Genomic DNA, 17,892 nt, shown 5'->3' on the forward strand with positions numbered 1-17,892 from the left:
TCGCGGATACGGCATGACGGGACATCGCACCGGCGCGCGGCGCGGATGTCGCGGCGGTTGGCACCCCGCCGCAAACGGAAACCCGGACAAGATGCCCAATATTCCGTTGTCACGTCAACTGTCGGATATGTAAGACTCGATTACGACGCGTTGCTTCGACGCGGCGCTCGTCGCGCAAAGAACCGCAGGCGGCCCGTCGAATCGCAATGCAACAAGCCGCATGTCGATCGTCGTTCACGATGTGATGCTTGCGAATTGAAACGAAAAGCACGCGGTCAATCTCGCCCGTCAAGCGCACGCACCGCCACCCGGCTTGCCCGCAAAAGGCAACGGGCAGAGACCACGCACGACGTGCGCGCTCCCCGCCCGCTTCCCCCGCGAACACGCGCTCAGTGCAACTTGACGCGCGGCAGCGTCGTGCGCCGCAGCCAATGCGCGACCGTGTCGAGCATCATGCGCGGATAGCCGTGCAGCGCGGCGATGTGCATCCGGTACAGCGACATGTACATGAAGCGCGCGAACAGCCCTTCGATCAGCATGTTGCCGCCGATCAGCCCGCCCATCAGGTTGCCAACCGCGCTGAAATGGCCGAGCGACACGAGCGAGCCCAGGTCGCGATACGTGAATTCGGGCAGCGGGCGCCCGTCGAGCCGGCAGCCGATTGCCTTCAGCAGGAAGGTCGCCTGCTGGTGCGCAGCCTGCGCGCGCGGCGGCACGTTGCGCTCGTTGCCGGGCCATGCGCATGCCGCGCAATCGCCGAGCGCGAACACGTTGTCGTCGGTAAAGGTCTGCAGCGTGCGGCGCACGTCGAGCTGGCCGAGCTTGTTGACCTGGAGGCCATCAAGATTGGCGAGCACGGATGGCGCCTTGATGCCTGCGGCCCAGACCGTCAGGTCGGCACGCACCGTCTTGCCGCTCGCCGTATGGACGGCCCCGGGCGCCACCTCGGTCACGCGCTCGGCGAGCATCAGCCGCACACCGATCTTTTCGAGCAGTTCGGCCGTCGCCGACGACACGCGCTCCGGCAACGCCGGGAGAATCCGCGGCCCCGATTCGATCAGCACGATGCCGACGTCGTGCCGGGGGTCGAGCTTGTGCAGCCCGTAGGCCGACAACACCTGCGCGGTGTTGCGCAGTTCGGCGGACAGCTCGACGCCGGTCGCGCCGCCGCCAACGATCGCGACCTGGATGCGCGGCTCGGCCGCTTCACCCGGCGCCGTGGGCGCCGGCGCCTGATGCTCGGCGCGCATGCACGCGGCGATCAGCCGCTTGCGGAAACGCTCGGCCTCGCCGACGGTATCGAGCGCGATCGCGTTTTCCGCCGCGCCCTGCACGCCGAAGAAGTGGGTCGTGCTGCCGATCGCGATCACGAGCGTGTCGTATTCCAGCTCGCGCGCCGGCAGCAGTTCCTCGCCGTCGCTGTCGTTGACCGGCGAGAGCGTGATGCGCTTCGCCGCGCGGTCGAGCCCGGTCAGCCCGCCCTGCTGGAACTCGAAGCCATGCCAGCGGGCCTGCGCCGCATATTCGAGCTCCTGCGTGAACGGGTCCATGCTGCCGGCCGCGACCTCGTGCAGCAGCGGTTTCCAGATGTGGGTCGGATTGCGGTCGACGAGCGTGACAAGCGCACGCGCGGAGCGATTGCCGCGCGCGCCGTAACGATCGCCGAGCCGCGTCGCCAGTTCCAGGCCGCCCGCGCCTCCGCCTACGATGATGATCCGATGCATCTGTTCCCCCCTTTGCGATTCGAAACTGCTGCCGCCGGACGAAGCAAACGCGATGCATCCGCACTGCCCGGTGGATTAACCGGTTCGGACATCATCGTTGTGCAGTTCGAAGCACTTCGATGCGTCCGGTCCCGGAACGCGGGGCGCGCCGCCCCGCGTCAATGACATGACTGACATGCATTGTCCGGGAGCTTGCGCGTTGACCACAAGCAAACCATCTCGATATTCAGCATCCCTGCAACAATATGCCGCGGGAAACGCGAACCGCACGGGGGTGCGTCAGTGTGCCTCTTCCCAGTTCGCGCCGGCGCCCACTTCTGCGACGAGCGGCACCTTCAGCTTCGCGACGCCGCACATCATTTCCGGCAGTTTCTCGCGCACCAGCGACAGCTCTTCGTCGGGCACCTCGAGCACCAGTTCATCGTGCACCTGCATGATCATGCGCGACGCGAGCTTGTCGCGCGTGAGCCAGTCGTCCACCGCGATCATCGACAGCTTGATCAGGTCGGCCGCCGTGCCCTGCATCGGCGCGTTGATGGCCGCGCGCTCGGCCGCCTGGCGGCGCGGGCCGTTGCCGCCGTTGATCTCCGGCAGCCACAGGCGGCGACCGAAAACGGTTTCGACGTAGCCCTTCTCCTTCGCCACCGAGCGCGTGTCTTCCATGTACTGCGCGACGCCCGGGTAGCGCGCGAAATAACGGTCGATATAGAGTTTCGCGGCGTCACGCGTGATGCCGAGGTTCGACGCGAGGCCGAACGCGCTCATCCCGTAGATGAGCCCGAAGTTGATCACCTTCGCGATCCGGCGCTGGTCGGAATTGACCTCCAGCGGCGTCACGCCGAACACCTCGGCGGCCGTCGCGCGGTGGATGTCCTCGCCCTGCGAGAACGCACGCAGCAGCGACGCATCGCCCGAGATGTGCGCCATGATCCGCAGTTCGATCTGCGAATAGTCGGCCGACACGATCCGGTGGCCCGGCGGCGCGACGAACGCCTCGCGGATGCGCCGGCCTTCGGCCGTGCGCACCGGAATGTTCTGAAGATTCGGATCGTTCGATGCGAGGCGGCCCGTCACCGCGACGGCCTGCGCATAGTTCGTGTGCACGCGACCCGTCGAAGGGTTCACCATGCGCGGCAGCTTGTCGGTATAGGTCGACTTCAGCTTCGACAGCCCGCGATGCTCGAGCAGCAGCTTCGGCAGCGGGTAGTCCTCCGCCAGCTTCTGCAGCACCTCTTCGTCGGTCGACGGCGCGCCGCTCGGCGTCTTCTTCACGACGGGCAACTGCAGCTTCTCGAAGAAGATCTGCCCGATCTGCTTCGGCGAGCCGAGATTGAATTCGCCGCCGGCCAGTTCGTACGCCTGCGCTTCAAGCTCGATCAGGCGCGTCGCGATTTCGGTGCTTTGCGCCTGCAGGCGCGCATCGTCGATCAGCACGCCCGTGCGCTCCATCTTGCGCAGCACGAGCGAGACGGGCATCTCGATCTCGCGATACACGCGCTCGAGGCCCGGTTCGCGCGCGACCTGCGGATACAGCGCGTGATGAAGCTGCAGCGTGACGTCCGCATCTTCGGCCGCGTATGCAGCGGCCTCCGCAAGCGCCACTTCGTCGAAGCCGATCTGCTTCGCGCCCTTGCCCGCGACGTCTTCGTACTTGATCGTCTTGACACCCAGATGACGCAGCGCGAGGCTGTCCATGTCATGCGTGCGGTGCGATTCGACGACGTACGATTCGAGCAGCGTGTCGTGCTCGATGCCGTTCAGCGCGATGTCGTAGTTCGCGAGCACCTGCGCGTCGTACTTCATATGCTGGCCGACCTTCTTGCGATCGGCCGATTCGAGCCACGGCTTCAGGCGCGCAAGCACCTCGTCGATCGGCAGCTGATCGGGCATGTCGGGGCCGCGGTGTGCGACCGGCAGGTACGCGGCCTTGCCCGGCTCGACCGAGAACGACAGGCCGACGAGCCGCGCGAGCATCGGGTCGAGCGCGGTCGTCTCGGTGTCGAACGCGGTCAGTGCGGCCGCATCGATCTTCGCGAACCACGCGTCGAATTGCTCCCAGGTCTGGATCGTGTCGTATTCGCGCACGATGTCGGCCGCCACCACCGGTGCCGGCTCGCCTTCCGGCGCATCGGCGCCGCCGCCTTCGGCCGGTGCGCTGTCGACTTCGCGCAGCCAGGTCTTGAAGCCGTAGCGCGCGAAGATGTCACGCATCAGGTCGCGCGCTTCGCCGTCGCTTTTCAGCGATGCTTCGATCGATTCGAGATGCGGTGCAAGATCGCAGGCCGTCTCGACCGTCACGAGCGTGCGGCCGAGCGGCAGGAAATCGAGCGCACGGCGCAGGTTGTCGCCGACCACGCCCTTGATCTCGCCCGCGTGCTCGATCACACCATCGAGGTTGTCGTATTGCGCGAGCCATTTCACGGCCGTCTTCGGTCCGCACTTCTCGACGCCCGGCACGTTGTCGACGGTATCGCCGATCAGTGCGAGGTAATCGATGATGCGCTCGGGCGGCACGCCGAACTTCGCGATCACGCCGTCGCGGTCGAGCGTCTCGTTGGTCATCGTGTTGACGAGCGTGACGTGGTCGGTCACGAGCTGCGCGAGATCCTTGTCGCCGGTCGACACGATCACGTTCATCCCGTGCCGTTCGGCTTCGCGTGCGAGCGTGCCGATCACGTCGTCGGCCTCGACGCCTTCGACCATCAGCAGCGGCCAGCCGAGCGCGCGCACGGCGCCGTGGATCGGTTCGACCTGCAACGCAAGATCGGGCGGCATCGACGGACGGTTTGCCTTATAGTCGGCATAAAGGTCGTCACGGAACGTCTTGCCCTTTGCATCGAACACGCAAGCGCTATACTCTGCACTGACTTCCTTGCGCATACGGCGCAGCATGTTGATGATTCCGTAGAGCGCTCCGGTCGGCTCCCCGCCAGGGCCACGCAAATCAGGCATCGCATGGTAAGCCCGATACAGATAGCTCGAACCGTCAACCAATAGCAGGGTCTTACCTTCCAGATTTCGTTCTTCAGGCATTATGAACAAGAGAAAAGTGATTCCGAGTCTGCGTTCGCTCGCAGATCAAGAACGCGCGACGGCCAAGAAGGCGCGCGCATCGTGGCAGATGTTCACGATTATGGCAGAGTTTATCGAGGCGACCGAGTACCTGTCGGAGATCCGCCCGGCTGTCAGCATCTACGGTTCTGCCCGCCTCAAACCCGACACGCCGCACTACAAGCTCGCCGTGCAGATCGCACGCAAGCTGTCCGATGCCGGCTTCGCCGTGATCTCCGGCGGCGGCCCCGGCATCATGGAAGCCGCGAACAAGGGCGCGCACGCCGGCAAGGCGCCGTCGGTCGGCCTGAACATCGAGCTGCCGCACGAACAGGCCGGCAACCACTATCAGGACATCTCGCTGCGCTTCCGCCACTTCTTCACACGCAAGGTCACGTTCGTGAAGAACTCGGATGCGGTGATCGTGATGCCGGGCGGCTTCGGTACGCTCGACGAGCTGTCCGAAGTCCTCACGCTGATCCAGACGAAGAAGTCGCGCCTCGTGCCGATCATTCTCGTCGGCAGCGAATTCTGGAAGGGGCTGCTGCAGTGGTTCCGCGATCAACTGATTCCGATGGGCCTGATCAATCCGGACGACATGGATCTGATGCAGGTGATCGACGATCCCGACCAGGTGCTCGATGCCGTGCTCGCGTTCTACGAGGACCGCGGCGAAGAAGAAGGTTCGGACGAAGACGGGCATCCGCCGCGCCCCGAAGAAGACCGGATGTTCTATCTGTAACCACTTCGTGACGACAGCCGGCCCGACGGCCGGCGTACTGCTTTTCCCACGGCAGGCATCGCGATCCGCCCGCCAGCCGCGCGCGACTTTGTAACGCGTTGTTAATCCCGCGTCGAAGCCGCGCGCCGCCGAATGTCAAATTCGCGCGACCGGCGCGGCGCAATGCAGCATGGTCACCCGCACTCGCGGCCCGCCATTGTCAAATGTGCGGCCCAACACTCGCATCCCGCGCCTGCGAACCGCCAACCCGCTGTAATAAACCCCCCTCGCCTTTTCCATCGCGTGCCCGCACACTGCATTGTGTCGGCGCGGCGTTCCCCCGGTGGAACGGTCCCCCTCGCTTCCATCGCGTCGTGCCGGCCACCTCACAACGACATCACGGAAAAGAACATGAAGCGCTCTCTGATCGCCCTCGCCTTCACCGGGCTCGGCCTCTCGCTGTCGGGCCTCGCTCACGCCGTCAACGTCGACGTCAACATCGGCACGCCCGCGCCGGTCGTCGTCGCGCCTGCGCCCGTCATGGTCGCCCCCGCGCCGGCCGTCATCGTCGGCTGGCACGGCGACCGCTACTGGGATGGCCGCCGCTACTGGGAACGCCGTGAATGGGAAGATCACCAGCGTTATCGCGGGCATGACGATCGTCGCGGCTATCACTGCCCGCCGGGACACGCGAAGAAGGGCGAGTGCTAAGCGACGCCGCGCGCTCACCCGCCATGCAAGGCCGTCCGCGCGCTTCGGCGCCGGGCGGCCTTGCTGCTTTTGGCGACGCGCCTCACCTGCCCCGACCGGCCGGATCGACCCGGCCGGTCGGAAGGACGCCATCCATCGCCATCACCCTCCACAGCGAGCCATGTCAAGCACGGGCTTCCACAAACGAAAGCGGCTCCAGATCCGGATGCGCACCGAGCCGTGCAACGAGGAAGTCCATCAGCAAACGGTTCCTGCGCGGCAGATGCTCACGCTGCGGCATGCACAGGTAGAGGCCATACCGGCAAGTGACGTGCCGGGTCAGCAGCGGCACGAGACGTCCTTCGCGTACATGCTCGTGGACCGAATAGCCGAAGAACTGGCCGATCGCGGCACCGCTCAGCACCGTATCGAGTTCCGCGTCGATGTCGTTGGTCGCGATGAACGGGACGATCTGGCGCGTGTCGACTCGTCCGTCGACGAGGAATTCCCACGGGAACGGCTTGCCCGTACGAGGGTACAGGAACGCGGTGCAACGATGATCGCTCAGTGCGTCGATCGTCTGCGGTTCGCCATGGCGGCGCACATACGCGGGCGCCGCGCAGACAATCAGCTGCAGCCCGGCAATGCGCCGCGCGATCAGCCCGCTATCGGGCAGATCCCCGGTTCGAACCGCGATATCGATCCGCTGCTCGACGATGTCGGCCATGTCGTCGCTGACGATCAGCTCGGCGGTCATGCCCGGATGCTGGTCGCAGAATTCGCCGAGCAACGGTGCGAGAAAACGCCGTGCCAACGAGTAAGGCGCCGCAACGCGTAGCGTGCCGACCGCGTGCTCGCGAGCGTCGTCGAGCATGCGCAGTGCGGTCTCCAGTTCCCCGACGGCGCCGCGGCACTGCGCGAGGAGGCGCTCACCTTCGACCGTCAACGCAATCCGGTGTGTCGAGCGCTGGAACAATCGGATATTCAGCAAAGCCTCCAGCGCGGCCACCTGCTTGCTGGCCGCCTGCGGCGTCATGCCAAGCTCGCGGGCACCCGCGCTGATGCCGCCCGCGACTGCGACGCGGACGAACACCGTCAGCGCCTTCAAACGATCCATTCGATGCTCCCGTCGAACCGGGCACGCCCGGGCATTCATCCATGGCGTCGCGACATCGCTCCGTCAAGTTGAATCGGTTTCAACCGGACCGGCGCTATGCGCGTGCCGTTCCGCTTCGCACAATGGCGCGGTCTTCAACGATCAGCCCCAACGGGCCGTTCACCATGAAACTGCGCGCATTTTCCACCGCTTTCCGGGCCGCCGCCGTGGCCGCGCCGATCATCGCCGGTGCGTCATCGCCCGCGCTCGCGCAGGAAACCGGTGCGCCTGCCCGAACCGTCGAAACGGTACTGCTGCGAACCACGCACGCGTGGGACGGCTCGCCCTATCGCGCCTATCCGGCCGGTCGACCGGAGGTGACGGTCGTACGTTATCGCATCCCGCCGCACGCCGTCCTGCCGTGGCATACGCATCCGTCGATCAACATCGGCTACGTCCTGTCGGGGCATCTGACCGCCGTGCGCCGCAGCGACGGCAAGCGGCAAGCACTTGGCCCCGGCGACGTGGTGCCGGAAATGGTCGACGGCGCCCATCGCGGCGAGACCGGCAGCGAGACCGCCGAATTGATCGTGTTCTACGCAGGCACGCCCGGCACACCGCTGACGGTTCCGGACGGCGAAGACTGAACGCCGGCCCATCGGCCGCCTGATTTCACCCTGGCACGGAGTCCTGCACATCATGTCCGATTCACGCATCTTATCAACCCGCTCCACCGCGACGCACCACCGGCTCGGCGGGCGCGTCGCACTCGTCACGGGCGGCGGCACCGGCATCGGACGGGCAGCCGCGCTCGCGTTCGCGCGGGAAGGCGCTCGCGTCGTCGTCGCCGGACGGCGCGCGGCTCCGCTCGACGAAACCGTCCGGACAATTACCGAAGGCGGCGGCGAAGCCTTCGCAATAGCCGTCGACATCGCCTCCGCCGATGGCGTGCGCGCGCTCATCGACACGACGATCGCGCGCTACGGTGCATTGCACGCAGCCTTCAACAATGCCGGGACGGAAGGCACGTTCGCGCCGATCGTAGAACAATCGGAGGCCGACTTCGACGACGTGATGGCCACCAATCTCAAGGGCACATGGCTGTCGATCAAATACGAGATGGAAGCGATGCTCGCGCACGGCGGCGGGGCGATCGTCAACACGTCGTCGTGGCTCGCGAAAGGCGCACTTGCCGGCTCGTCGACCTATTCGGCGAGCAAGGGCGCACTCGATGCGCTGGTGCGCGCGGTCGCGCTCGAAGGCGGCCCGCACGGCATCCGGATCAACAACGTGAACCCCGGCATCATCGACACGCCGATGGCACGCCGCTTCGGCGACGACGAGATGTTTCGGCCGTTCGCCGCGTTTACGCCCGTACGGCGGATCGGCACCCCTGATGACGTGGCCGACGCAGCCGTCTGGCTCTGCAGCGACGAAGCACGTTTCGTGACCGGCGAGTCGATCCTTGTCGACGGCGGCTACACGATCGGCGGCATGCGCTGACCGGTGCCGCAACGGAGGTCGAACCGATGGAATACGTGAGACTGGGAACGTCCGGGTTGAAGGTATCGAAGCTGTGCCTGGGTTGCATGACCTACGGCCATCCGTCGTGGCGGCCGTGGGTGGTAACCGAGGAGGTGGCGCGCCCGTTCATCCGCGCGGCGCTCGACGCGGGCGTAACGTTCTTCGATACGGCCGACATCTACTCGGGTGGCGAGAGCGAGCGCATTCTCGGACGCGCACTGCGCGACTTCACGGCACGCGATGACGTGGTGATCGCAACCAAGGCGTTCTTCCCGACCGGCGACGGGCCGAATGCACGCGGGCTGTCACGCAAGCATCTGCTCGCGAGCATCGACGCGTCGTTGCAGCGCCTTGGCACCGACTACGTCGATCTCTACGTCATCCACCGGTTCGATCCGGATACGCCGATCGACGAAACGCTCGACGCGCTCGATGCCATCGTCAGGAGCGGCAAGGCCCGATATCTGGGCGCATCGTCGATGCACGCGTGGCAATTCATGAAGATGCTCGCCTTCCAGCGACATCACGGCCTCGCGCCGTTCGTGTCGATGCAGAGCCAGTACAGCCTGATCTGCCGGGAAGACGAGCGCGACATGCTGCCGCTGTGCGTCGAGGAAGGCATCGCGTACACGCCATGGTCTCCGCTCGGCCGCGGGCTGCTGGCCGGCTCGCGCAGCGCGGAGACGACGCGCGCCGCGACCGATCAGCAGATGGTGTCCTGGTACGACGGTCGCGATGCGGTCGCCGCAACCGTCGAAGCGGTCAGGCAGGTGGCGCAGGCGCGCGGCCTGCCTCCTGCCCGGATCGCGCTCGCATGGGCGCTGCGGCAACCCGGCGTGACGGCGCCGATCGTCGGGTTGTCGAAGCCGTATCACATGACCGATGCGCTCGCGGCACTCGATCTGGCGCTCGACGAACGCGAAACCGCGATGCTCGAGGCAGCTTTCGACAGGATGGTCGAACCGGTGCAATGGTGAGCGCGGCGCCTGCGGCCCGGTCGGACCAGGATATCGGTACCGCACCAGCCATGGCCGGCACGCGGTCGCGAACCGCCGGCTATCGCACTCGTTTCGTACGAGCGATCCGGCAGTCGGCTGGATCGCATGACGTCGATGGCGGGATTGCCCTTGTCCGAGGCCAATCCCGCCCGCATGCCGTTGATCCGAAGGGAGCAGCGGCTGGCGAGCAAGCGGCACGCGGATGCGCGCCGGGTCGTCGACGCAGTGTCCGATTCGATGCGGGAAACGGATCAGAACGGGGTGCACGAAGCGGCCGCCGGGGCCGTGCGCTGACGCCGGTTCGCAGGAGGAAAGCGGTGGTGCCCCGGTTGGCGGTTGCGTCGACCATCGCGGCGCGCGCCCCGACCGGGGCCGGCGTTCACATTACTGGAACGCCACTTCCGCAAAGCTCCGCAGCTTGCGGCTATGCAGCTTGTCGAGCCCGTTGGTACGCAGGATCTCCATCGCCCTCACGCCGATTTGCAGATGCTGGTCGACCTGCCCGCGATAGAAGGTGTCGGCCATGCCCGGCAGCTTCAGCTCGCCATGCAGCGGCTTGTCCGATACGCACAGCAGCGTGCCGTACGGCACCCGGAAGCGGAAGCCGTTCGCGGCGATCGTCGCGCTTTCCATGTCGAGCGCGACCGCGCGGCTCTGCGACAACCGCTGCACGGGCTCGCGATGATCGCGCAATTCCCAGTTGCGGTTGTCGACGCTCGCGACCGTGCCCGTGCGCATCACGCGCTTCAGTTCCACGCCCTCCAGCCGCGTGACGTCGGCCACCCCGCGCTCGAGCGCGAGCTGCACTTCGGCCAGCGCCGGAATCGGCACCCACAGCGGCAGGTCGTCGTCGAGCACGTGATCCTCGCGCACGTAGCCGTGCGCGAGCACGTAGTCGCCGAGACGCTGCGTGTTGCGCAGCCCCGCGCAGTGGCCGAGCATCACCCACGCGTGCGGACGCAGCACCGCGATGTGATCGGTGATCGTCTTCGCGTTCGACGGACCGACGCCGATGTTGACCATCGTGATCCCGCTGCCGTCCGCGCGCTTCAGGTGATACGCGGGCATCTGCGGCAGGCGCGGCGGCGCGGCGCCCTCGGCCGGCTCGCTGCCGAGGTTCGCGTTGTACGTGACGACATCGCCCGGCTCGACGAACGAGCTGTACTGGCTGCGATATGCGCGCACCTCGGGATCGTCGCTCTCCGTCATCACCGTGCGGCCCAGCTTCACGAACTCGTCGATGTAGAACTGGTAGTTCGTGTAGAGCACGTAGTTCTGGAAATGCGTGGGCGACGTCGCCGTGTAATGGCGCAGCCGGTGCAGCGAGAAGTCGACACGCGCGGCCGTGAACAGCGCGAGCGGATGAGGCTCGCCCGGGGCCGGCTCGAACGTGCCGTTGACGATGCGGTCGTCGAGATACGACAGGTCGGGCGTGTCGAAGATGTCGCGCATCGCGAGCAGGCGGTCGCGGTCGAGCTCGCCCTCGAGATGGATGCCTTCCGGAAACGCGAAATGAATCGGGATCGGCTGCGACGACACGCCGATCTCGATCTTGACATGGTGGTTCTTCGCCAGCAGGCGCAGCTGCTCACGATAGTAGTTCGCGAAGAGGTCGGGGCGCGTGACCGTCGTCTCGAACACGCCGGGGCCGGCGACGAAACCGTACGAGCGGCGCGAATCGACGTGCGTGTTGACATCGGTGCGGATCCGCACGAACGGATAGCACGCGCGCACGTGCTCGGTAATCGGTTCGTGGCGGCGATAGCGCGCGAACGCGTCGCGCAGGAACCCCGTATTCGTGTCGTAAATGGCGGACAGCCGCGCAACGGCGGCGATCGGATCGTCGAAAGCCTCGACCGACGGGCTTTCGGGCGACAGCACTCGGTGCCGGCGGCTCAAATCGTTCTTCATTTTCATCACCTCGTCTGATCGAACGACATTACCACGGAACCCGGTCACGCTTATGGCCGTCCCTGCGCACGCGAGGGCCGGATGGCCCGCAGTATTTGCTAAAATCGGTAGGTTCACTGGAGACTCATCATGAAGCCGCTCATTCTCGTCGTCGCTGCCGCCGCGCTTGCCGCCGCCAGCGCCGCTTACGCCGCCGGCGGCACGCCTGACGCCGATGCGCAGGCCCGGGCCGAGGCCAACGAGGCCGCCGGCCTGCCCGATCTCCGCAAGATCAACCGGCCGGGCGCCGAAGTCACGTCGAAAGTGGACTTCGCGGACATCCGCCGCACGCCGAGCTTCCACGAAAAAAGCAAGAACGGCACCGAGGTCACCGAGTACCGCGACCGCGGCAAGCCGGTCGAGATCGACGTGAAGTCGAATTTCGGCACGCGCTACCAGATGAGCTCGACGCCCGACACGTCGCCGAAGCCGCACGACGCGGGCATCCCGATCACGCGCCTGCCGTCGCTGAACCTGCGCTACTGATTCCGTGGCCCGCCGCGTCGTTCGCGGTGCGCCGCCTCCCTTCACCTGCTGTCGCGACGCACGCCGCCCGCGTGCCGACACCCTGACCTGACGCATCCCGCATGGCCGTTTTCACTGCTGTTTCCGACTCCGATCTCGCGCAATGGATGCGCCACTACGAACTGGGCGACGTGCTTGCGTTCCGCGGCATTCCGTCCGGTATCGAAAACAGCAATTTCTTCCTGACGACGACGCGCGGCGAGTACGTCCTCACGATCTTCGAAAAGCTGTCGGCGCAAGAGTTGCCGTTCTACCTCGACCTGATGCGCCACCTGGCCGGCCACGGCGTGCCGGTGCCGGATCCGGTTCCGCGTGACGACGGCGCCTTGTTCGGCGAGTTGCACGGCAAGCCGGCCGCGATCGTCACGAAGCTCGACGGTGCGGCCGAGCTCGCGCCGGGGGTCGAACACTGCATCGAGGTCGGGCAGATGCTCGCGCGCCTGCACCTTGCAGGGCGCGACTATCCGAACACCCAGCCGAACCTGCGCAGCCTGCCGTGGTGGCAGGAGAACGTGCCGGCGATCGTGCCGTTCATCACCGACGCGCAACGCGCACTGCTCGAAGGCGAGCTCGCGCACCAGGCGGCCTTCTTCGCGTCGGACGACTACGCGACGCTGCCGGCCGGGCCGTGCCATTGCGACCTGTTCCGCGACAACGTGCTGTTCGCGCACGCGGCGCCCGATACCGGCCACGACGTGCGGCTCGGCGGCTTCTTCGACTTCTATTTCGCCGGCTGCGACAAGTGGCTGTTCGACGTCGCGGTGACGGTCAACGACTGGTGCGTCGACCTCGCGACCGGCGTGCTGGACGCCGCGCGCGCCGACGCGCTGCTGCGCGCGTACCAGACCGTGCGGCCGTTCACGGCCGAGGAACGCCGCCACTGGAGCGACATGCTGCGCGCGGGTGCGTACCGCTTCTGGGTGTCGCGCCTGTACGACTTTTACCTGCCGCGTGCGGCCGAAATGCTCAAGCCGCACGACCCTGGCCATTTCGAACGCATCCTGCGCGAGCGTATCGCGCATACGCCCGCGCTTCCCGAGATCCAAACCGCATGCAACTGATCGAAGTGCCCGCCAAAACGGGCTATGTCTGGTTCCGTCAAGGCGTCTGGCTGTTCCGCCGGAACCCGCTCGCGTTCATCACCCTGTTCTTCACGTACCTGCTGGCGATCACGCTGGTGTCGAGGGTGCCCGTGATCGGCTCGGCGCTGCCGCTGGTGTTCATTCCCGGCATCGCGGTCGGCTTCATGGCCGCGTGCCGCGACACGGTGGCCGGCAAACCCGTGATGCCGACGATCCTCGTCGACGGCTTCCGCTCGTACGGCACCGTCGCGACTCAGCGGCTGCTGGTGCTCGGCGTGATCTACGTCGCGTCGATGGTGCTGGTGTTCGCGGCTTCGTCGTTCGTCGACGGCGGCGCGCTGTTCCACGTGATGATGGGCGCGGCCGACGAAGCGGGCACGACACCGGAAGCACTGGCCGCGCAAGGCACGCTCGGCGCGCTGTTCTTCGCGACGCTGCTGTATCTGCCGGTCGCGATGCTGTTCTGGTTCGCGCCGGTGCTGGTCGCGTGGCACGACGTGCCGCCTGCAAAGGCGCTGTTCTTCAGCGTCGTCAGCTGCTGGCGCAATCGCGGCGCCTTCGTCGTGTACGGCGTGCTGTGGTTCGCCGTCGCGCTCGGCACATCGCTCGCGCTGTCGCTGCTGCTGCAGGCGCTCGGCGCCGGCGCGTATGCGCTGACCATCATGATGCCGGTGACGATCATCATCGTCACGATGCTGTACTGCTCGTTCTACGCGACCTATCGCGGCTGCTTCGGCGTACAGGAACCGGGCGCGCCGACGACCACGTCGGGCCGCTGAAGCCTCCCCGGCCGGCGCGCGGCGCTGGCCGTCACGCCGTTCACCGCGCCGGGCCGCCTCCCGGCGCACTTCCGATCATCCCCCTTTTTCCGCGTCGATCACCGGCAACCTTCGCCGGGCGCCCCTGTTCAACCCGATCTTTTGCGCGCAAAATAATTTGCGTACAAATTGTTCGCGCGTCCGGCGCGCCAGCCGAATCATGGACCGACCACCCGCTCTGCCCCAGACGCTCGACGAGCAACTGTGCTTCGCGCTCTACTCGACTTCGCACGCGATGACGAAGGCGTACAAGCCGCTGCTCGACAAGCTGTCGCTGACCTATCCCCAATATCTCGCGATGCTGGTGCTGTGGGAGCGCGACGACATCGCGGTGAAGGACATCGCCGCGCGGCTCGATCTCGATCCGGCCACCGTCACACCGCTGCTCAAGCGACTCGAGGCGCTCGGTTACGTCGAACGCGCGCGCAGCGCGGCCGACGAACGCGTCGTGAACGTACGCGTGACGCCGGAAGGCCGCGCGCTGAAGGATCGCGCGCGCTCGGTGCCCGCCGATCTCTTTTGCGCGATGCAGCAGACGCCCGACTTCCTGATCAGGCTGCGCGCCGATCTCCAGCAATTGCGCACCGCGCTGTCGGCCGCCAACGAACGCTGACACGCGAGCGCCGACCACCCGGCCCGGCACTGCCGGGCTTTTTCTTCAAAATTTCATTTGCACACTAATGATTTGTGTTCTATATTTTCTCCGTGGCCGGCGACATCCCGTTTGACCGGACCGCTTTTCACCTTTTCCCGACAGGAGCTGCACGATGAACATTCTGTACAAGACCAGCGCCACGAGCACGGGCGGCCGCGACGGCCGCGCAGTATCCGCCGACAACAAGCTGGAAGTGAAGCTGGCCGCGCCGCGCGAACTCGGCGGCACGGGTGCGGAAGGCACGAATCCGGAGCAACTGTTTGCCGCAGGTTACTCGGCCTGTTTCCTGAGCGCGATGAAATTCGTCGCCGGCCAGAACAAGCAGGCGCTGCCGGCCGATACGCAGGTCACGGCGGAAGTGGGCATCGGCCCGAACGACGCAGGCGGCTTCGGGCTCGACGTCGAGCTGCGCGTGTCGCTGCCCGGGTTCGACAAGGCCGACGCGCAGGCGCTGGTCGAAAAGGCCCACCACGTGTGCCCGTATTCGAACGCGACGCGCAACAACGTGCCGGTGCGCCTAACGGTCGTCTGACGCGACGCCGGACCGCAAATGCAAAAAGGGCGCGTGCGGCATGTAGCCGCACGCGCCCTTTTGCGCGATTCGTCGAAACGGCGGGCCAGCGCGCCCGCCTGCGCTGCTTAGCGCGAGCCGATCGAGTACGGACGGTTCATCGCCGCTTCGCGATCGATCTTGCGCATGCGGAATTCGAGATCGTAGATGTCGGTGGCATCGGCCAGGTACGCCTCGGCGCGCTCTTTCGAGGCCTTTTCAGCGTTCTTGGTCAGCATCAGGAAGAGGTGGCTCAGCAGGTACATGTTCGATCTCGCAATCCAAAGGTTCTTTGACTAGGGTTTTCCCGAATTATAGGGAAAACCCTAGGCTTTGGCTAGCACTGATCGGACGGTGCGTCGTCAGGTCGCCACAGTCCGTTGATTGGCCTCGAAAAAGGCCCAGATCATCGCGCTTGCATCGGGGCCGACCGCTGCGTGAAACGGCACGGCTTCGTCGCCGCCGGACCACGCATGATCGAGCCCTTTCACATGACAAAGCCGCACGACCGGCTCGCCGTCGCGGCACACGTCGGTGATCTGCGCGCCTGCTTCGCGCGTCTCGACGCGTTCGCCGCCGCGCAGTGCGCCGCGGGCATCGGCCAGCCCGTTCAGGCGCATGAACTGCACCGTCAGCTGATCGGCATTCTTCGGCGCGACGACGTGGTCGCCGTCACCTTGGACGATCAGCGCGGGCATGCCGGGATACGCAGCCGCATCGACCAGCGCATCGATCACCGCGGCCGGGTTCTGCCGCAGGCCGCGCCGCATCACGTCCATCGCGGTGATGCCGGAATTCGCCTCGCCGAGCGCGGGGCCGGAATGCAGCGCCACCGCCGCGAAGCGGTCCGGATGGTGCAGCGCAAGAAGCGACGCAAGGCCCGCACCGGCCGACAGCCCCGCGACGTAGACGCGCGATGCATCGAAACCGTGTTCGTCGACGAGCGCGTCGACCAGCGACGCCACCGTGTTCGCCTCGCCACGGCCCGCGCGGTCGGTATCTTCATACCAGTGCCAGCAGCCGTGGGCGTGCGCGCGCAACGACTGTTCCGGATACAGCACCGCGAAACCGTGCTTGTCGGCCAGCAGGTTCATCCGCGTGCCCTGCACGAATTCGTCGACGGACTGCTGGCAGCCGTGCAGCATCACGACGAGCGGCATCGTGCCGCGCCGGCGGCCAGGCGGCACGTACAGGCCGTACGCGAGATTCTGGACGAGGCGCCCGAGCGCGGGCGCCATCGGATGTTCGCCGCGCGTCCACTCGCCCGCCGCCCATGCGGCAGCACGCGGACGCACGCGCGATTCGCGTGGCGGGGACAGATCGGATGCGGCGGGAGAGGCCGCAGCCTCGAGTGCGTCGCGTGTGATGCGCTGCGCATCGCGCGCCGCGCGCTTGGCGGCCGGAGACAGCATGCGTTTCATGCCGCCCACCCACACCTTGGTCAGACTTTTGGTCATCGATCGGGCTCGCAGTCAGGAAAAATAGGGGCGCCATGAAGGCACCGCAACGGATGCATCGTTCGACTTTGTGCAATGCACCATAACATTGTTTCTGGGATTTTTCCTGCATGCGGATAGTTCCCGGCGGCGCAAAAAACGGGCCTCATGCACACGCGGCGCTATACTGGGGTTTCGCCGCTTGTATCCGTTGTAGTCGTTCTTCCCGGCTCGCGCGTTGATTTAAGCATTCTCCCCGCCTTCGTTCGTCCCCTTCCCGATGTTCGACCTGTCGTCTCACCTGTGGATCATGATTACCGCGTTCGGCGGCGCCGGCCTGACCTTGCCGCTCGCGATCACGATCGCCGTCTGGCTTGCACTCGGCTACTCGTGGCAGCGCGCGGCCGCGTGGCTCGGCGTGCTGGCGGCTGCGATCGGCGTGGTGGCGCTCACGAAGATCGCGTTCCTCGGCTGGGGCATCGGCATCCGCGCGTGGGATTTCACCGGGTTCAGCGGCCATGCGATGCTGTCGACGTCGGTGTATCCGGTCGCGATCTTCCTCGCGCTGATCCGCACGCGCACGCCGGTGCGGATCGCCGGCATCGCACTCGGGCTCGCGGCCGGCGTCGCGGTCGGCGTGTCGCGCGTCGCACTCGACGCGCATTCGCCGTCCGAATCGATCACCGGCTGCATCGTCGGCGCGATCGCCGCACTCGCATTCATCGCCGGCTCGTGGCGCGCGGTGCCGCACCGCTGGTCGGTGCCCGCGGTCGTCGCGAGCCTCGCGATCGTCACCGTCGCACTGCACGGCATCACGGTGCCGTCGCATCGCTGGGTCACCAAGGTCGCGCTGCAACTGTCCGGCCACGAGCGCCCGTTCGTCCGTGCGCGCTGGAAGGCCAACCCGAACTACCGTCCCGCGTCGCAGCCGTCGTCGCTGCAGCGCACCGAATCGTCGACGCGCACGCTGCGCACGTGACTGGCCGCCCGGCCGCCCCTTTTCAGGTCTGACCATTTCATGCGCGCCGTCGCATGAACGGTATGTCGAGCGTTATAACCCGCCCTATATTAC

General features: G+C 66.3%; 18 protein-coding genes. 12 read left to right on the forward strand and 6 right to left on the reverse strand.

What is annotated here, in order from left to right:
- Positions 1–389: 389 nt before the first annotated feature.
- Positions 390–1,724, reverse strand: a complete 1,335-nt coding sequence (locus HWX87_RS04585; RefSeq protein WP_176045993.1) for an NAD(P)/FAD-dependent oxidoreductase — start codon at positions 1,722–1,724, stop codon at positions 390–392.
- Positions 1,725–2,003: 279 nt separating this feature from the next.
- Positions 2,004–4,757, reverse strand: a complete 2,754-nt coding sequence (gene polA, locus HWX87_RS04590; RefSeq protein ID WP_176045994.1) for a DNA polymerase I — start codon at positions 4,755–4,757, stop codon at positions 2,004–2,006.
- Between the two features lies 1 nt (position 4,758).
- Here polA and HWX87_RS04595 point away from each other — a divergent pair, with 1 nt between their 5' ends.
- A complete protein-coding gene (locus HWX87_RS04595; RefSeq protein ID WP_176045995.1) occupies positions 4,759–5,517 on the forward strand; it encodes a TIGR00730 family Rossman fold protein in 759 nt (252 codons plus the stop codon).
- Between the two features lie 390 nt (positions 5,518–5,907).
- Positions 5,908–6,207, forward strand: coding sequence for a hypothetical protein (locus tag HWX87_RS04600; protein ID WP_176045996.1), 300 nt, complete (start codon positions 5,908–5,910; stop codon positions 6,205–6,207).
- A 163-nt stretch (positions 6,208–6,370) separates the two neighbouring features.
- Here the strand turns inward: HWX87_RS04600 and HWX87_RS04605 are convergent, their stop codons facing one another.
- Positions 6,371–7,303, reverse strand: coding sequence for a LysR family transcriptional regulator (locus tag HWX87_RS04605; RefSeq protein WP_176046341.1), 933 nt, complete (start codon positions 7,301–7,303; stop codon positions 6,371–6,373).
- A 41-nt stretch (positions 7,304–7,344) separates the two neighbouring features.
- Between HWX87_RS04605 and HWX87_RS04610 the strand changes: the two genes are divergently transcribed.
- The 4 genes from HWX87_RS04610 to HWX87_RS04625 all read left to right on the forward strand — a co-directional run bounded on the left by HWX87_RS04610 (position 7,345) and on the right by HWX87_RS04625 (position 10,098).
- Complete coding sequence (locus HWX87_RS04610) at positions 7,345–7,929, forward strand: cupin domain-containing protein (protein WP_244137595.1); 585 nt, start codon at positions 7,345–7,347, stop codon at positions 7,927–7,929.
- A 52-nt stretch (positions 7,930–7,981) separates the two neighbouring features.
- On the forward strand, positions 7,982–8,785 hold the full coding sequence (locus HWX87_RS04615) for a glucose 1-dehydrogenase (RefSeq protein ID WP_176045997.1): 804 nt from the start codon (positions 7,982–7,984) through the stop codon (positions 8,783–8,785).
- A gap of 26 nt (positions 8,786–8,811) precedes the next feature.
- A complete protein-coding gene (locus HWX87_RS04620; protein WP_176045998.1) occupies positions 8,812–9,783 on the forward strand; it encodes an aldo/keto reductase in 972 nt (323 codons plus the stop codon).
- 126 nt (positions 9,784–9,909) lie between these two features.
- Positions 9,910–10,098: a hypothetical protein gene (locus HWX87_RS04625; protein ID WP_176045999.1), complete on the forward strand. Its 189-nt coding sequence runs from the start codon at positions 9,910–9,912 to the stop codon at positions 10,096–10,098.
- Positions 10,099–10,188: 90 nt separating this feature from the next.
- Here HWX87_RS04625 and HWX87_RS04630 read toward each other — a convergent pair whose 3' ends face one another.
- The gene (locus HWX87_RS04630; protein ID WP_176046000.1) at positions 10,189–11,715 is read right to left on the reverse strand and encodes an AMP nucleosidase; all 1,527 of its coding nucleotides are present in this window, start codon (positions 11,713–11,715) and stop codon (positions 10,189–10,191) included.
- Between the two features lie 129 nt (positions 11,716–11,844).
- On the opposite strand from HWX87_RS04630, the gene HWX87_RS04635 reads away from it, so the two are divergent.
- The 5 genes from HWX87_RS04635 (at position 11,845) to HWX87_RS04655 (ending at position 15,366) form a co-directional block, all read left to right on the forward strand.
- Complete coding sequence (locus tag HWX87_RS04635) at positions 11,845–12,240, forward strand: hypothetical protein (protein ID WP_176046001.1); 396 nt, start codon at positions 11,845–11,847, stop codon at positions 12,238–12,240.
- 101 nt (positions 12,241–12,341) lie between these two features.
- Complete coding sequence (locus HWX87_RS04640) at positions 12,342–13,340, forward strand: homoserine kinase (RefSeq protein WP_176046002.1); 999 nt, start codon at positions 12,342–12,344, stop codon at positions 13,338–13,340.
- Positions 13,331–14,140, forward strand: a complete 810-nt coding sequence (locus HWX87_RS04645) for a BPSS1780 family membrane protein (protein ID WP_176046003.1) — start codon at positions 13,331–13,333, stop codon at positions 14,138–14,140. The genes HWX87_RS04640 and HWX87_RS04645 overlap by 10 nt, the downstream gene beginning before the upstream one ends.
- A gap of 199 nt (positions 14,141–14,339) precedes the next feature.
- The gene (locus HWX87_RS04650; RefSeq protein ID WP_176046004.1) at positions 14,340–14,792 is read left to right on the forward strand and encodes a MarR family transcriptional regulator; all 453 of its coding nucleotides are present in this window, start codon (positions 14,340–14,342) and stop codon (positions 14,790–14,792) included.
- A 154-nt stretch (positions 14,793–14,946) separates the two neighbouring features.
- Positions 14,947–15,366, forward strand: a complete 420-nt coding sequence (locus HWX87_RS04655) for an organic hydroperoxide resistance protein (RefSeq protein ID WP_176046005.1) — start codon at positions 14,947–14,949, stop codon at positions 15,364–15,366.
- Between the two features lie 107 nt (positions 15,367–15,473).
- Here the strand turns inward: HWX87_RS04655 and HWX87_RS04660 are convergent, their stop codons facing one another.
- Together HWX87_RS04660 and HWX87_RS04665 are read right to left on the reverse strand one after the other, a co-directional pair.
- Positions 15,474–15,650: a DUF3563 family protein gene (locus HWX87_RS04660; RefSeq protein WP_081051934.1), complete on the reverse strand. Its 177-nt coding sequence runs from the start codon at positions 15,648–15,650 to the stop codon at positions 15,474–15,476.
- 96 nt (positions 15,651–15,746) lie between these two features.
- On the reverse strand, positions 15,747–16,841 hold the full coding sequence (locus tag HWX87_RS04665; RefSeq protein WP_176046006.1) for a PHB depolymerase family esterase: 1,095 nt from the start codon (positions 16,839–16,841) through the stop codon (positions 15,747–15,749).
- A gap of 259 nt (positions 16,842–17,100) precedes the next feature.
- Here HWX87_RS04665 and HWX87_RS04670 point away from each other — a divergent pair, with 259 nt between their 5' ends.
- Positions 17,101–17,799 (forward strand): phosphatase PAP2 family protein, encoded by a 699-nt coding sequence (locus HWX87_RS04670; RefSeq protein ID WP_176046007.1) that lies wholly within the window; start codon positions 17,101–17,103, stop codon positions 17,797–17,799.
- Positions 17,800–17,892 lie beyond the last annotated feature (93 nt).

It is taken from the genome of Burkholderia sp. BCC1644 (genome assembly GCF_902833225.1).
In the GTDB taxonomy this organism is placed as follows: Bacteria; Pseudomonadota; Gammaproteobacteria; order Burkholderiales; family Burkholderiaceae; genus Burkholderia.

What these genes read in the sequence shown, in the direction of transcription:
- HWX87_RS04605 (WP_176046341.1), bottom strand. Translation starts at nt 7,303, where the DNA reads ATGGATCGTTTGAAGGCGCTGACGGTGTTCGTCCGCGTCGCAGTCGCG.
- HWX87_RS04640 (WP_176046002.1), top strand. Translation starts at nt 12,342, where the DNA reads ATGGCCGTTTTCACTGCTGTTTCCGACTCCGATCTCGCGCAATGGATG.
- HWX87_RS04645 (WP_176046003.1), top strand. Translation starts at nt 13,331, where the DNA reads ATGCAACTGATCGAAGTGCCCGCCAAAACGGGCTATGTCTGGTTCCGT.
- HWX87_RS04655 (WP_176046005.1), top strand. Translation starts at nt 14,947, where the DNA reads ATGAACATTCTGTACAAGACCAGCGCCACGAGCACGGGCGGCCGCGAC.
- HWX87_RS04585 (WP_176045993.1), bottom strand. Translation starts at nt 1,724, where the DNA reads ATGCATCGGATCATCATCGTAGGCGGAGGCGCGGGCGGCCTGGAACTG.
- HWX87_RS04610 (WP_244137595.1), top strand. Translation starts at nt 7,345, where the DNA reads ATGGCGTCGCGACATCGCTCCGTCAAGTTGAATCGGTTTCAACCGGAC.
- HWX87_RS04635 (WP_176046001.1), top strand. Translation starts at nt 11,845, where the DNA reads ATGAAGCCGCTCATTCTCGTCGTCGCTGCCGCCGCGCTTGCCGCCGCC.
- HWX87_RS04660 (WP_081051934.1), bottom strand. Translation starts at nt 15,650, where the DNA reads ATGTACCTGCTGAGCCACCTCTTCCTGATGCTGACCAAGAACGCTGAA.
- HWX87_RS04670 (WP_176046007.1), top strand. Translation starts at nt 17,101, where the DNA reads ATGTTCGACCTGTCGTCTCACCTGTGGATCATGATTACCGCGTTCGGC.
- HWX87_RS04595 (WP_176045995.1), top strand. Translation starts at nt 4,759, where the DNA reads ATGAACAAGAGAAAAGTGATTCCGAGTCTGCGTTCGCTCGCAGATCAA.
- polA (WP_176045994.1), bottom strand. Translation starts at nt 4,757, where the DNA reads ATGCCTGAAGAACGAAATCTGGAAGGTAAGACCCTGCTATTGGTTGAC.
- HWX87_RS04630 (WP_176046000.1), bottom strand. Translation starts at nt 11,715, where the DNA reads ATGAAGAACGATTTGAGCCGCCGGCACCGAGTGCTGTCGCCCGAAAGC.
- HWX87_RS04665 (WP_176046006.1), bottom strand. Translation starts at nt 16,841, where the DNA reads ATGACCAAAAGTCTGACCAAGGTGTGGGTGGGCGGCATGAAACGCATG.
- HWX87_RS04600 (WP_176045996.1), top strand. Translation starts at nt 5,908, where the DNA reads ATGAAGCGCTCTCTGATCGCCCTCGCCTTCACCGGGCTCGGCCTCTCG.
- HWX87_RS04620 (WP_176045998.1), top strand. Translation starts at nt 8,812, where the DNA reads ATGGAATACGTGAGACTGGGAACGTCCGGGTTGAAGGTATCGAAGCTG.
- HWX87_RS04615 (WP_176045997.1), top strand. Translation starts at nt 7,982, where the DNA reads ATGTCCGATTCACGCATCTTATCAACCCGCTCCACCGCGACGCACCAC.
- HWX87_RS04650 (WP_176046004.1), top strand. Translation starts at nt 14,340, where the DNA reads ATGGACCGACCACCCGCTCTGCCCCAGACGCTCGACGAGCAACTGTGC.
- HWX87_RS04625 (WP_176045999.1), top strand. Translation starts at nt 9,910, where the DNA reads ATGACGTCGATGGCGGGATTGCCCTTGTCCGAGGCCAATCCCGCCCGC.